This window comes from Streptomyces sp. MS06 (assembly GCF_047200655.1).
Lineage (GTDB): Bacteria > Actinomycetota > Actinomycetes > Streptomycetales > Streptomycetaceae > Streptomyces.
Genome location: NZ_JBJZOJ010000081.1, coordinates 18,153 through 30,307, shown reverse-complemented (window position 1 = coordinate 30,307; position 12,155 = coordinate 18,153). Strand labels below are relative to the sequence as shown.

Annotated in this window: 11 protein-coding genes; 2 read left to right on the top strand and 9 right to left on the bottom strand. The window is 76.5% G+C overall.

Features of this window, described 5'->3' with window-relative positions:
- From ACL02U_RS30095 to ACL02U_RS30055, 9 genes are all read right to left on the bottom strand, one after another.
- Window positions 1-1,094 (bottom strand): GNAT family N-acetyltransferase (locus ACL02U_RS30095; RefSeq protein ID WP_412794149.1); only part of this gene is annotated, 1,094 nt, incomplete at its 3' end.
- Window positions 1,091-1,762 (bottom strand): lipopolysaccharide biosynthesis protein, encoded by a 672-nt coding sequence (locus ACL02U_RS30090; RefSeq protein WP_412794148.1) that lies wholly within the window; start codon window positions 1,760-1,762, stop codon window positions 1,091-1,093. The genes ACL02U_RS30090 and ACL02U_RS30095, both read right to left, overlap by 4 nt.
- Entirely contained in the window at window positions 1,759-2,940 is a 1,182-nt protein-coding gene (locus ACL02U_RS30085) for a glycosyltransferase (RefSeq protein WP_412794153.1), read from the bottom strand. Before ACL02U_RS30085 ends, ACL02U_RS30090 begins: the two co-directional genes overlap by 4 nt.
- Window positions 2,941-2,945: 5 nt before the next feature.
- Window positions 2,946-3,635: a polysaccharide deacetylase family protein gene (locus tag ACL02U_RS30080; protein ID WP_412794152.1), complete on the bottom strand. Its 690-nt coding sequence runs from the start codon at window positions 3,633-3,635 to the stop codon at window positions 2,946-2,948.
- A gap of 148 nt (window positions 3,636-3,783) precedes the next feature.
- Window positions 3,784-5,484: a lipid II flippase MurJ gene (locus tag ACL02U_RS30075; protein ID WP_412794147.1), complete on the bottom strand. Its 1,701-nt coding sequence runs from the start codon at window positions 5,482-5,484 to the stop codon at window positions 3,784-3,786.
- 503 nt (window positions 5,485-5,987) lie between these two features.
- Window positions 5,988-7,295 (bottom strand): O-antigen ligase family protein, encoded by a 1,308-nt coding sequence (locus tag ACL02U_RS30070; protein ID WP_412794146.1) that lies wholly within the window; start codon window positions 7,293-7,295, stop codon window positions 5,988-5,990.
- An 8-nt stretch (window positions 7,296-7,303) separates the two neighbouring features.
- Window positions 7,304-8,731: an exopolysaccharide biosynthesis polyprenyl glycosylphosphotransferase gene (locus ACL02U_RS30065; RefSeq protein WP_412794145.1), complete on the bottom strand. Its 1,428-nt coding sequence runs from the start codon at window positions 8,729-8,731 to the stop codon at window positions 7,304-7,306.
- Window positions 8,728-9,909 (bottom strand): glycosyltransferase, encoded by a 1,182-nt coding sequence (locus tag ACL02U_RS30060; protein WP_412794144.1) that lies wholly within the window; start codon window positions 9,907-9,909, stop codon window positions 8,728-8,730. Before ACL02U_RS30060 ends, ACL02U_RS30065 begins: the two co-directional genes overlap by 4 nt.
- 52 nt (window positions 9,910-9,961) lie before the next feature.
- Entirely contained in the window at window positions 9,962-10,180 is a 219-nt protein-coding gene (locus ACL02U_RS30055) for a hypothetical protein (protein WP_412794143.1), read from the bottom strand.
- A 443-nt stretch (window positions 10,181-10,623) separates the two neighbouring features.
- On the opposite strand from ACL02U_RS30055, the gene ACL02U_RS30050 reads away from it, so the two are divergent.
- Together ACL02U_RS30050 and ACL02U_RS30045 are read left to right on the top strand one after the other, a co-directional pair.
- A complete protein-coding gene (locus tag ACL02U_RS30050) occupies window positions 10,624-10,863 on the top strand; it encodes a chaplin (protein WP_412794142.1) in 240 nt (79 codons plus the stop codon).
- 428 nt (window positions 10,864-11,291) lie between these two features.
- Window positions 11,292-12,113: a hypothetical protein gene (locus ACL02U_RS30045; RefSeq protein ID WP_412794141.1), complete on the top strand. Its 822-nt coding sequence runs from the start codon at window positions 11,292-11,294 to the stop codon at window positions 12,111-12,113.
- Window positions 12,114-12,155 lie beyond the last annotated feature (42 nt).

The window sequence follows — 12,155 nt, the reverse complement described above, 5'->3', positions numbered from 1 at the left end:
CCGCGCCCCTTCCGCTCGTCCCGGCGGCGACGCAGGGCCCGGCCCCGGTCCCGGGCGGCGGCCTCGCCCGCGGCGGCCGCCAGCAGCGGCGCGGTACGGCGCCGCGCCAGCAGCAGCCGCCCGTTCGGCACCGTCCGGGGGCGCCAGTGGTGCTTGTACGGCTCGTCGCCGCGCAGCAGGCTCAGCGTGCCGCGGCCGGCCGGGGCGGTGTGCTCGGCGCACGCGTCCAGCAGCATCAGCGCCACGTCCGCCTTCCGCTCGCGCAGGCACGGATGGGCGCCGTACAGGTAACCCCCCGCCAGCTGCCGGGACAGCAGCGTCACGTCGACGGCGACCACGTCCTCCGCCAGCCGGAACTCGGTGACGACCGCGTCCCCGGACCGGACCATCGGCGCCACCGCGCGTACCAGGTGCTGACGGAACCGGTCCCGCCGGTGCTCCCCGGTCATCTGCCGTCCCCGCCACTGCAGTCCGTGCAGTTCCAGCAGACGGCGCAGCGCCTTGTCCGCCTCGTCGGCGTCCACCGCGTGCCGTTCGACGCCGAGAGCGGCCAGCTTGCGGAGTTTGGCGCGGGCCCGCTGCTGCGCCTTCGCCGAGGGCAGCCTGGCGATCAAACCGTCCACCGGCAGGCCGGGCAGCTCCAGGCACACGGAGTCGGCCACCCGCCGGCGCGGGCCGCGCCAGCGGTCGTACACCTGTTCCGCCGCGCCGCCGGGCCGCACCTCGCGCAGGTCGATCAGCGCGGTGCGGGCCGCCGAGGCGAGAGCGCCGGTGAGGGCGGCCACAGCCGCCTCACCGCGCCGGTCGTCGACCAGGACGTCGCCGTAGTCGGAGATCGTCCCGCCCAGCGGCACCCACGCCGGCACCGGCCGCCGGACCGCCGTCAGCGGCGCCGCGGCGACCAGGTCGGCTCCGTCGCGCACCAGCAGCAGGCGCAACCTGCCCGGCCGGCCGTACGACCGCCACCACGAGTGCAGCCAGGTGTGGCTCTGGAACGGGGTGGCCGAGGCGCAGTTGTCGTACAGCCGGCGCCAGACCGGGGCGAGCGCGGCGAACGCCCGCTCGTCGGTGACCAGTTCCGCCGTGCAGGTCACAGCGCGCCGTGGGCGTCGGCGGCGAGGGAGGGGCCGGGCACCGCGGCGGCCCGCCCCGGCCGGCTCTCCGCCCGCCGGGGACGCACCAGCAGCAGCAGCCCGCCCAGCAGGCCGCCCGCGCTGGCGCCGACCAGGCCGGTCACCGCGGGCGACGCCGAGGAGGCCTCGGTCGGCTTCACCGCCCGGGCGAACTGCTGCACCTCCACATGGGTGCTGCCCTCCGCGTTCTGCGCGTGCCGGCTCAGGGCGCGGGAGACCGCGTTGGCCATGTCGGCGGCCAGGTCCGGGCGGGAGGAGGTGGCGGTGATGGCGACCATCGGCGCGTCCGGCGAGGTCTGCGCCTGCACGCCGCGCCGGAGCGTGCCCACCGGGACACCCGCCTGCACCTGGGCGTCCCCGAGCACCGCGAGCTGGGTGGCGACCCGGCCGTAGGCCTGAGCGAAGCCGAGCGCGGACGCCGGGTCGGACTTCTCGTCGGGTACCGCGACGACGTACGCGGTGGCCGTGTACGCGGGCGGCCTGGCCAGGCCGTAGCCGCCGCCCAGCAGCCCGCCGGCGACGACGCCCGCCGCGAGCAGGGCCCAGGGCGGCAGGGTGCGCGCCCGGGCGAGACGCAGGCGCAGCGGCGGGCGGTTCGGCCCGGACGGGGTTTCGGTCTGGTCGGTCATGAGGAACGGGCTCCCTGGGGTGACGGGGACGGGGACGGGGACGGGGACGGGGATCGTCCGGGCGGGTCGGCGGTCGCGGCCGCGTAGACGTCCATGAGCCGGGCCGCGGTGCGGTCGATGCCGTAACGGCGCGCCGCGTCCGGCGCGGTGCGCGGACGCGGGCCCGCCGCGCGGATCCCGGCCGCGGCGCGCGCGTACTGCTCGGCCCCGCCGGTGAGCCGCCGGGCGGCCCCGGCGGAATGCGGGGGCAGGTCCTCGACGGCGGGACAGGAGGCGTACAGCACCGGCAGTCCCGCGGCGAGCGCCTCCACCACCGCCAGGCCGAAGGCCTCCTCCGGCGAAGGCGAGGCGAGCAGGTCCATCGCCGCGGTGAGCCCGGGCAGGTCCGGGCCGGGGGAGCCGTCGGGGACGTAGGGGCGTTCGCCGGTGAACAGCACCCGGTCGGCGACGCCCGCCTCGTGCGCGGTGCGGCGCAGCACGCTCTCCTCCGGGCCGCCGCCCACCAGCAGCAGCCAGTGGTCGGCGGGCAGCAGGGCCAGCGCGCGGATCAGGACGTCGAACCTCTTGCCCGCGGCCAGCCGGCCGACGCCGCCGATGACGTACGCGTCGTCGGGCAGCCCGAGCCGGCGGCGGGTGCGGTGCCGGCTCAGCGGGTCGAAGCGGAAGCGGTCCAGGTCGATGCCGTTGGGCACGACCTCGATGCGCGGTGCGGGCACCCCCCAGCGGCGCAGCCGTTCGGCGACCGTGGCGGAGACGGCGACGGTGGACCGGCCGAGCCGCTCGGTGCCGAGGTACAGCGCCCGCACCCCCCGCGTGAGCCGCCTGCCCTCCATCTGCGAGGCGCCGAGGGAGTGCTCGGTGGCGACGATGGCGCGCACGCCCGCCATCCGCGCGGCGAGGCGCCCGTACACGCAGGCCCGGTACAGATGGGTGTGCACGAGGTCGTAGCCGCCCGCCCGGACGAGCCGGGCGAGGCGTGGCAGCGCCGCCAGGTCGCGGTTGCCGGCCATGCCGAGGTGGTGGACGCGCACCCCGTCGGCGACCAGCCCGTCGGCGACCGGACCCGGCTCGGTGAGGGTGACGACCTCGCAGTCGGCGGGCAGGTGCCGCAGCAGCAGCCGCAACTGCTGCTCGGCGCCGCCGACGCCGAGTCCGGTGATGACGTGCAGGGCCTTCATCGCGGTCACACTCCCTTCACCGGTCGGCGGCGCAGCCGGTGCAGCCGGTGTTTCAGGAACAGACGCACGGCGGTGTCCTGCTGGCCGACGTGGACGCGGGGCAGCGCGTGCCGGGCGGTGAGGGGGCCCGGGTCGATGGCGCAGCCGTAGTCGTAGCCGGCCTCCCGTACGGCGGCCACCGCGCGCGCGTCGACCGTGCCGTACGGGTAGCAGAAACCGGCGACCGGAGCACCGCTCAACTCGGCGAGCAGTGCTCTGCTGCGGTGCACCTCGGCCGTCAGCGTCTCCTCGTCCGCCGCCGTCAGGTCGACGTGGGTGAGCCCGTGCGAGCCGATCTCGACGCCCTCGGCCGCGGCCTGCCGGATGCCGTCCGCGGTCAGCAGCGGTTTGCGGGGGCCGCGCGGATCCCACACGTTGTCGCCGCCGAGCCGGCCGGGCAGCACGAACAGCGTGGCGCCGCAGCCGTGGCGGCGCAGCACCGGCAGTGCACGTTCGGTGAAGTCGGCGTACCCGTCGTCGAAGGTCAGGCCGACCAGTCCGCGGCCCTCTCCGCGGGCGCGGGCGGCGAGCAACTCCGCCACGGACACGCCCCGCAGGCCGCGCCGCCGCAGCCAGTCCAGTTGCCGCGCCAGCCGGTCGGGAGTGACGGTGATGCGGTACGGGTCGTCCCGGCAGTCGCCGACGGAGTGGTACATCGCCACCCAGGGGACGGGGCCGGGACGCGATGCGAGACGTGCCGGCGCGGCGGCGGTGCCGGAGGCGGCAGGAGCGCCGGCGGTGCCGGGGGAGTCAGCGGTGTCGGGGAAGTCGGCGGTGTCGGGGAAGTCGGCGGTGTCGGGGGAGTCAACGGGAACGGCCATGCGTGAGCCTCCGGGTCACGGAACGGACGGATCGCAGTGCGGGAACACGGCCACCGGCCCCGAGGGCGAGAACCAGCAGCGCGAACACGGCCGCCGCGGTCAGACCGCCCGTCGCCAGGCCGGCCACCGCGGACCGGGGGCGGCCCGCCGCCCACGCCCCCGCCGGGACCGCGGCCAGCCCCGCCGCGGCGGGCCCGCACAGCCCGCGCAGCACCCGCCGGGTACGGACCGGAACGCTGCGCGCGCCCATGCCCGCCAGCAGCAGCACCGCGGTCAGCGTGATGCCGGCCGCGTTCGCGGCGGCGATCCCGGCCACCCCCCAGGGGCCCACCGCCGCCGCGCTCAGCACGGTCGTCGCGGCGACACCGGCCGCCATCGCCCCGACCGGATACCAGGCGGCGCGCCCCGCGGAGAAGTAGGAGCGGACCAGCACGCCCGTCAGGGTCTGGCCGAGCAGGCCGAGCGCGTACACCCGCATCACGGCCGCCGTGGCCGCGGTGTCGGCGGCGGTGAACGCGCCGCGCTGGAAGAGCACTTCGATGATCTGCGGAGCGCAGGCGACGATCCCCGCGGTGCCGAGCAGAACCAGCGAGGCGGCCAGCGCGAGATCCCGCTCCACCCGGGTGCGTGCCCGGTCGGTGTCCCCGTCCGCCAGCGCCCGCGCGACCACCGGGAAGGTGACCGTGCACACCATCAACGACAGCACCATCGGCATCTGCGCCACCTTCTGCGCGTAGTTCAGGTGCGAGATGGCGCCGGCCGGGAGGGGAGAGGCGAAGAACCGCTCGACGAGGACCTGCGACTGGCGGCACAGCGCGAACAGCAGCACGGTGGCGACGACCGCTGCCCCCAGCGGCCGCGCCCGCCCGACGGAACCCGGCCCCGGGCCGTTCTCCGGGCCGTTCTCCGGAGCGGTCTCCGGAGCGGTCTCCGGAGCGGTCTCCGGAGCGGTCTCCGGAGCGGTCGTCGTACCGGTCGTCGTACCGGACTCCGTGCCGCGCCCCGTCTCGGCACCGGTCGCAGTGCCGCGCTCCGAGCGCCGGCGCAACCGCGCCAGCAGGGAGGGCAGTTGCACCGCGATCATCAGGCAGCCGCCGACGGCCACCCCGACCGCCGCCGAGCGCACCCCGAGCCGTCCGCCGAGGACGACCATCGCCGCGATGATGCCGGTGTTGTAGGCGACGTAGATCGCCGCCGGGGCGAAGAAGCGGCGGTGCGCCCGGAGCGCAGCGCTGCAGTACCCGGCGAGGCCGAAGCTGAGCACGCAGGTCGCCGTGAGCCGGGTGCAGTCGACGGCGAGCGCGGTACCCGGCAGACCGGGCGCCAGGGCCGCTACGACCTGCGGCGCGGTGGCGGCGAGCAGTGCACCGACCGCGGCGAAGGCCAGCGACAGCCTCGGCAGCGTCGAGCCGACCAGGGCGCGCACCGGGTCGCCGGCCGCACCCCGGGCCCGCCCGGACAGCGCCCTGCTGAAAGCCGGGATCAGCGCGAAGGCCAGCCCGTCCTCGATGAGCAGCGTCGCCGCGAACTCCGGTACCGTCCAGGCGACCAGGAAGGCGTCGGTGCCGCGGCCGGCGCCGAACAGCCGGGCCAGCGTCTGGTCGCGCACCAGGCCGAGCACCGCCCCGGCGACCGACAGCGAGGCCGTGACCAGTGTGGCCCTGGCCAGGAACCGCCGGGACACCAGTGCCGGAGCGGCCCTGCCCGCGTCCGCCGTATCCGCCGTATCCGCCGTATCCGCCGTATCCGCTCTGTCCGCCCGACCTGTCCGGGACGGAGGAACGGCCGCCCTCGCCCCGGAGACCGGGGCCCGTGCCGCGCCGGGCGGAGGCGTCGGGGGACCCTCGGGCGGGGCCGGCGTGGCCGCGTCGGGCGGGGCTGCCGCGGCCGTGCTGCGTGGGGCCGCCGTGGTCGTGCTGCGCGGGGCGGTTGTGGAGGTGTCGGAGGCGGCGGAGGTGCCGGAGGCGGAGGAGCCGGTGCGCCCGCCGATTTCGGTGGGCCCATCAGGCCCGTCAGGCCCGTCAGGCCCGTCAGGCCCGTCAGGCCCGTCAGGCCCGGTGGGGGTGATGGGCCCACCGGGCGTGGTGAGCCCGGCATCCCCGCCGAACCGGCCGGTCCCGGACGCCTCCGCGGTCCGGGGCGGTCGGGTGGCGTCCCGGGCCCGTGAGGCCCGGGGCGGTGTCGCGGTCATCGTGCCCGCGCCTCCCCACCGGCATCGCCGGCCAGTGCTCCCCACGCCACGAGCCCGAAGCAGACGGCCGTGAGCACGGTGGAGGGCCCGCCGATGTCGGCGTACAGGAAGTCGGTCAACTGCCAGACGAGCAGCCCGCAGGCGATCAGCGCGCAGTCCAGTCCCGGACCGCCGCGCCGCGCCGCGGCGAGTCTGCGCAGCGCGCACACCAGCAGCGCCAGCCAGCTCCCGGCCAGCGCGAGCAGGCCGACGAGGCCCTGCTCGGCCAGGACCAGCAGGTACATGTTGTGCGGGGACAGCAGGGGTTGGCGGCGGAATCCGGCACCCGCGCCGTCGGTGTCGCTGCCGGACGACAGCGCCAGCGAGGCGTGCGCGTCGCGGTGTTCCGGGAAGCCTTTCAACCCGACGCCGGTCAGCGGCTGCTCCCGCCACATGTCGACGGCGGCCGCCCACATCGTGTAGCGGTCGGTGACCGACTGGTCGGGCGCGTCGGCGACCTGGGTGATGCTGCTGATCCGCTCCTGGAGCATCGCGGTGCCCACACCGAAGCCGCCGACCAGGACCACGCCCGCGGCCACCACGGCCGCCCCCGCCTTCAGCGCGCGCCGCAGCCCGGCGAGCACCAGCTGCGCGGCGCAGGTCACGGCCGTCGCGATCCACGCGCCCCGGCTGAAGGACAGCGCGAGCGGCAGCAGCAGAAGGACGGCGCAGCCGGCCGCGGCCGCCCGCTGCCGTACCGGGCCGCGCCCCAGGGCCAGTCCCAGTGCGCACACCAGACCGAAGGACACGACCGTCGCCATGCCCATCACGTCCTGCGATCCGAAGGTGCCGACGGCCCGGATGTCCTGGCTTTGGTAGGAGGCGCCGGTGCCGGTGGCGTACTGGTGCACCCCGACCGCGCCCTGCCATCCCGCCAGCGCCACGAACGACCAGGCCAGCAACCGGAAGTCGGCCCGGTCGCGGACCAGCAGCAGCACGGCGGCCGGGACCAGCACGAACACCTGGAGGTAGCGGCCCATGCCGATGATGCCGGTGCTCGGGGGCGAGGCCCCCATGGCGGCCACGGCCAGGCCGACGACCGGCAGGCCGACGACGACGGCCGCGGTGCGGGACAGGGGGCGCCGCCGTTCCCGCAGCAACCGCACCGCGCAGTACCCGACGGCGAGCGCGGAGACCGCGTCGGCAGGGCCCGCACCGCCCCGGCCGCCCGGTCCGGCGGGCAGTGCGAGCAGCGCGACCACGGCGACGACCGGCAGCACGGGGGAGAACCGCCGGACCCGGGGCAGCGGCAGGGCGTGACTCATCGGCGGCGTCAGCTCCCCGTCGGGCGCACGAGCGTGGCGGCGGTGCGCAGCAGGATGCACACGTCCTGCCACAGCGACCAGTTGTCGATGTAGGCGTTGTCGAACCGGGCCCGGTCCTCGATCGAGGTGTCTCCGCGCAGGCCGTTGACCTGGGCCAGCCCGGTGATGCCGGCCCGCATGCGGTGGCGGGCCGCGTAACCCGGGTAGGTTTCGCTGAACTGCGCGACGAAGTAGGGGCGTTCGGGGCGCGGGCCGACCAGGCTCATGTCACCGCGGAGCACGTTCCACAGCTGGAGCAGTTCGTCCAGGGAGGTGCGGCGCAGGAAACGGCAGAACCACGGCATCGCCTGCTCGTCCGCCACGCTCCAGCGGGTCGCGGACTCGTGCGCGTCGGCCGGGCGGTGGGTGCGGAACTTCAGCAGCGTGAACGGGCGCCCGTCCCGGCCGATGCGCTCCTGCCGGAAGACGATCCCCGGCCCGCCCACGGCCCGCAGCACCACCGCGCACCCCAGCAGCAGCGGGCCCGCGAGCACCAGCAGCGCCCCGGACACCAGGACGTCCAGCGCCCGCTTGCCCGCGCCGCCCGGCTGCCGCGCCGACCACCGCAGGCGGCGGCAGGAGAAGCCGGCGAGCTGCTCGGGCCCGCCGTGCGAGGGGGAGTCGGCGTCGAGCTCCCACACCGCGCAGCCCGATTCGGCCATCGCCCGCAGCAGCGGGCCCCGGGACGACCGTACCGACGGGTGCACGGTCAGCACGTCGCGCACCCCGTTCTGGATGAGGGCCCGCTGGACCTCCTCACCCGTGGTCAGCACGGGCAGGACCTCGGCGCCGCCCTCCGCGCGTTCGGTGACGATCCCCACCGGCCGCACCCCGCAACGCGGGTGCCGCAGCAGTGCCGCCGCGACCCGCTGCCCGGTGGCCGCCGGGCCGACGATCAGTGCGGGGCGCGGGTGCCGCAGCAGCACGGCACTTTGCCGCCGGTGCACTGCGGCCCGGCCCGTGAGACCGGCGGCGCACTGGAGCACGAAGCCGAGCAGCAGGCTGCGTGCGGACAGGGCGTGGTCGGGATCGTGGGCGGCCGCCACCGCGGCGAGGGCCAGCCAGCAGACCGCGACGCGGCCGCACACGGAGGGGAGCTGGTCCAGCACGCCGGTGGCCGGGGATGCGGTGCGCGGGCGCAGCAGCAGCGTCGCCGCCACGAGCAGCAGGAGCAGCAGCGGACGGTGCCCGAGACCGGCCGCCACGGGCGCGGCGGCCAGCACGGCGAGGGTGTCCGCGGCCAGCAGCGGCAGCGGCGAGGCGGGCCGGGCCGGGGGTCTGCGGACCGGGAACCGGAACTCGTCGGTTCTGACGGGCCGTTCGAGGAGCGAGACGGGTGAGAATCCGGTGCCCCGTGGCTGCGCGCCGGGGGCGGGGAAGGTGCTTTCCGCGGTCACGAGTGGATGGACTCCCTGTGCTGGGTGGGCACTTGCCGCCGGCCGAGGAGTTCGCGGTAAAGGTCCGCGACGGCTCGGGCGGTGTGCCGCACGTCGTGCGTGGACAGGACGTGCCGACGTCCCTGGTGGCCGAGCCACTCGCGGCGCGGCGGATCGAGCAGCAGCGGGGCGACGGCGTCCGCCAGCGCGGCCGGGTCCCCGGGCGGCACCAGGCAGCGGGGAGGCCGGTCCGCCGTCCGGGCGAGCGCCGGCGGCAGGCTCTCCCGGGCACCGTCCACGTCCGTCAGCACGACCGGTCGACCGCAGGCCATCGCCTCCAGCGGCGCCAGTGCCATGCCCTCCCAACGCGACGGCAGCACCACCAGGTCGGCGGCCCGGTACCAGGGCGCGGCATCGGTGACTGCGCCCGCGAACCGCACCGACGGCGGAGCCGCGGAACGCAGCCGCTCCCCGTCGGGGCCGTCGCCGACCAGCGCCAGCCGGGCCCGCGGAACACGCCGTACGACCTCGTCCCACGCGGCCAGGAGCACGTCCTGCCCCTTCTGCCGGCACAGCCGTCCCACGCACACCACCAGCGGATCGGCGGGATCGGCGTCCGGCAGGAGAGCGGCGCGCACCGTACCGGCCCCGCCGGGGTGGAAGCGCTCCGGGTCGACGCCGTTGGGGATGACGGTCCACCGGCCGGCGATCCCGGCACGTACGCCGCGCACGCGCTCCGCCTCGCTCACGCACACCGTCCGGTGCGCCCACCGCGCCCCCAGCCGCTCCCAGCGGGTCGTCAGCGCCGCCACGGCCCCGCCGACCGCCTCGAACGACCAGGCGTGCGGCTGGAACACGGTCGGGATCCGGCCGCGGACGGCGAGCCGGCCGGCGAGCCCGGCCTTGGCGCTGTGCGCGTGCACCACGTCCGGCCGTACGTCCTCCACCACGCGGGTGAGCCGGCGCACCTCCGCGACCAGTGCCGGCCCGGGGGAGCGCTCCGCCCTCCAGCCCCGTACGTCCGCGCCGAGCGCCCGCAGCCCTCCGGCGAGCGCGCCGTCCGGGCAGGCCACGGCGACCTGCATGCCGGCGGCGAGCTGGGCCCGCACCAGGTCCGTCACGACCCGGGCGACTCCTCCGTCCACGGGCTGCGTGAGGTGCAGGACCCGTGGCGGAGGGTCGGTTGGTGACAGGTGCATCGCGCGGTTTCCTCGCTCACGGACGGTGCTCGGTATGGGGGCGGGAACGCGTCTACTGCCGGACCTCGGCGGCGACGGAGAGCACGTCGGCCCCACCCGCGTCCCGCTGGGAAACGAGCCGGACGCCCGGCTGGTCACCCCCGGACCGGGAACCCTTGGCCAGATCGAACGTGTTCGCGATCGGGGTGAGGGTGTTCGCGGATCCGGGGAAGTGCGGAGCGGTGGATTCCGGGGTCGCGTCGGAGGGTGGCGGGCCCGGATGGTTGCGCATGACCGGCCTTGCCTTTCGGGGAGAACTCCCGGCCGTCCTCCCCGGCGTCATGCGCGGGGCGGTCCGTGCGGGCCGTTCCGTGCGGCGCTCCACCCGGTGGGCGCCGAGTGGTGGGCGCCGCGGCGCGGGTACGGCGCGGGGCGGGCGGACCGCTCTGCCGGGCGACGCGGGTGTCCGGCCGTCTGAGGGGGCGTCACGAGTGCGGGGAGGCGGTGGAGAGGGGCTGCGGTGGGCGGTTGTGACGGTGCGAGCAGCGGTCCGCAACTCTAGTCATTATGGGTTTGAATCGGATGAAATCCGGCGCGTGTGTCGGAGGCGCGAACCCCGTCCGCGAAGTGAGATCACCCCTTTGGCGGCACAACCCTGGAGTGGCCCGCGCGTTGACTCCAGCGCCGGGCATCCCCGCCCGGGTGTTTGTGTCAACCCCCAAGGAGCACCTCTCCATGTCGCGTATTGCGAAGGGTCTGGTCCTGACCACCGCGGCCGCCGCGGCCGTCGCCGGCGGCGCCGGTGCCGCCGTTGCCGACAGCGGCGCCAACGGCGCCGCCGCCCACTCCCCGGGCGTGCTGTCGGGCAACGTCGTCCAGGCCCCCATCCACGTGCCGGTCAACGTCTGCGGCAACACCGTGGACGTCATCGGCCTGCTGAACCCGGCCTTCGGCAACACCTGCGTCAACGACTGACTCGGGCGCGCCTTCCGCGACCGGCCGCCCACCCTCGCGGGGTGGGCGGCCGGTCCGCGTCGTGAGGGGGCACGGTCGCCGGTGAGGCCCGCGGCCGGAGCGGAGGCCCGCGGTCGTGAGGGATGTCGCGGTCCTGCGGGAGGCCCGCGGTCCTGGGGTGTCGCGGTCCTGGGGGTGTCGCGCTCGTGGAGGTGGTCGCGGTCGTGGAGGTGGTCGCGGTCGCCTACGGCGCGCGCGGGTGTGCGGTAGTCCGAACGGCGGGCGGGGTCCGGGCCCGGTTTCGGGCCCCGGACATGCCGTTCCACCAGCGGTAACGGCCGGGGTGCGCATTCCGGGCCATAACAGGGAGCATTCACCCGGTTGCAGAGTGCCAGGGGTGCTCGCACGGTGATCGAGAACCGACGCAACACCGGAAGGAACTCCCCCTCATGCGTGGCCTGCCCCTACGGCGCATCGCGACCTCCGCACTCAGCACAGCTCTCGTTCTCGGCATCGCAGCGCCCGCCGCCTTCGCGGCCGACGCGGCACACCACACCACCGGCTCAGCGGCCCGCGCGCCGCTGCCTGACGCGGCGCCGCTGCTCGGCCAGACCAAGGCCCTGGGGGAGGTCGGCGGTGTCCTCACCCCCGTCACCGCCCTGCTCGACGCGGCCCTCAAGGCCGACGACGGACAACTCCCCGCCGATCAGGCAGGCACCCTCGGCGACGCCGCCGAGAAGGCCGTCGCCGAGCTCGCCGCGGCCGCTCCGGCCGCGCCGCCGGACACCACCACTGCGACCACCCCCACGCTGCCCGGCGTCCCGGCAACCGACACGCTCCCGAACGCGCCCACCGTGCCGGCGGCCCCGACGCTGCCCGACCCGGGCACGCTCAGCGGCGGCGACGCCAAGGCGCGCACCGGACCCCGAGCGCCGCTCGCCGACGTCAAGGACGACGCGGTCGCCGCACTGCATAACGCCGTGGCCTCCCTGCTCGCGGCCGCCACGTCCGGGGACGCGGGCCAGGTGGTGCCCGCGGCCACCGCCGTGGTGACCGGCCTGGTCAACCTCGTCACCGCCACGCTGCTGTCCGGCGGACTGCCCGCACCGGAGCTGCCCGGTCTGCCTCCGCTGCCCCCTCTGCCCGCCGAGCCCCCGTCCCTCCCGGCCTCGCCGCCTGCGCTGCCGGCCTCGTCGCCGTCCCTTCCGGCCTCGCCGCCCGCGCAGCCGACGGGCGCGCTGCCCGTCTCCGGCGTCCTGCCCGCCTCCTGACCCGCGCGGCGCACCCCGCGAAGTCCCGCCGCCCCGACAGCC

Excerpts from the sequence above, each read along its gene's own strand:
- ACL02U_RS30090 (WP_412794148.1), bottom strand. The coding sequence starts at position 1,762 with ATGACCGACCAGACCGAAACCCCGTCCGGGCCGAACCGCCCGCCGCTG.
- ACL02U_RS30085 (WP_412794153.1), bottom strand. The coding sequence starts at position 2,940 with ATGAAGGCCCTGCACGTCATCACCGGACTCGGCGTCGGCGGCGCCGAG.
- ACL02U_RS30080 (WP_412794152.1), bottom strand. The coding sequence starts at position 3,635 with ATGTACCACTCCGTCGGCGACTGCCGGGACGACCCGTACCGCATCACC.
- ACL02U_RS30070 (WP_412794146.1), bottom strand. The coding sequence starts at position 7,295 with ATGAGTCACGCCCTGCCGCTGCCCCGGGTCCGGCGGTTCTCCCCCGTG.
- ACL02U_RS30060 (WP_412794144.1), bottom strand. The coding sequence starts at position 9,909 with ATGCACCTGTCACCAACCGACCCTCCGCCACGGGTCCTGCACCTCACG.
- ACL02U_RS30055 (WP_412794143.1), bottom strand. The coding sequence starts at position 10,180 with ATGCGCAACCATCCGGGCCCGCCACCCTCCGACGCGACCCCGGAATCC.
- ACL02U_RS30050 (WP_412794142.1), top strand. The coding sequence starts at position 10,624 with ATGTCGCGTATTGCGAAGGGTCTGGTCCTGACCACCGCGGCCGCCGCG.
- ACL02U_RS30045 (WP_412794141.1), top strand. The coding sequence starts at position 11,292 with ATGCGTGGCCTGCCCCTACGGCGCATCGCGACCTCCGCACTCAGCACA.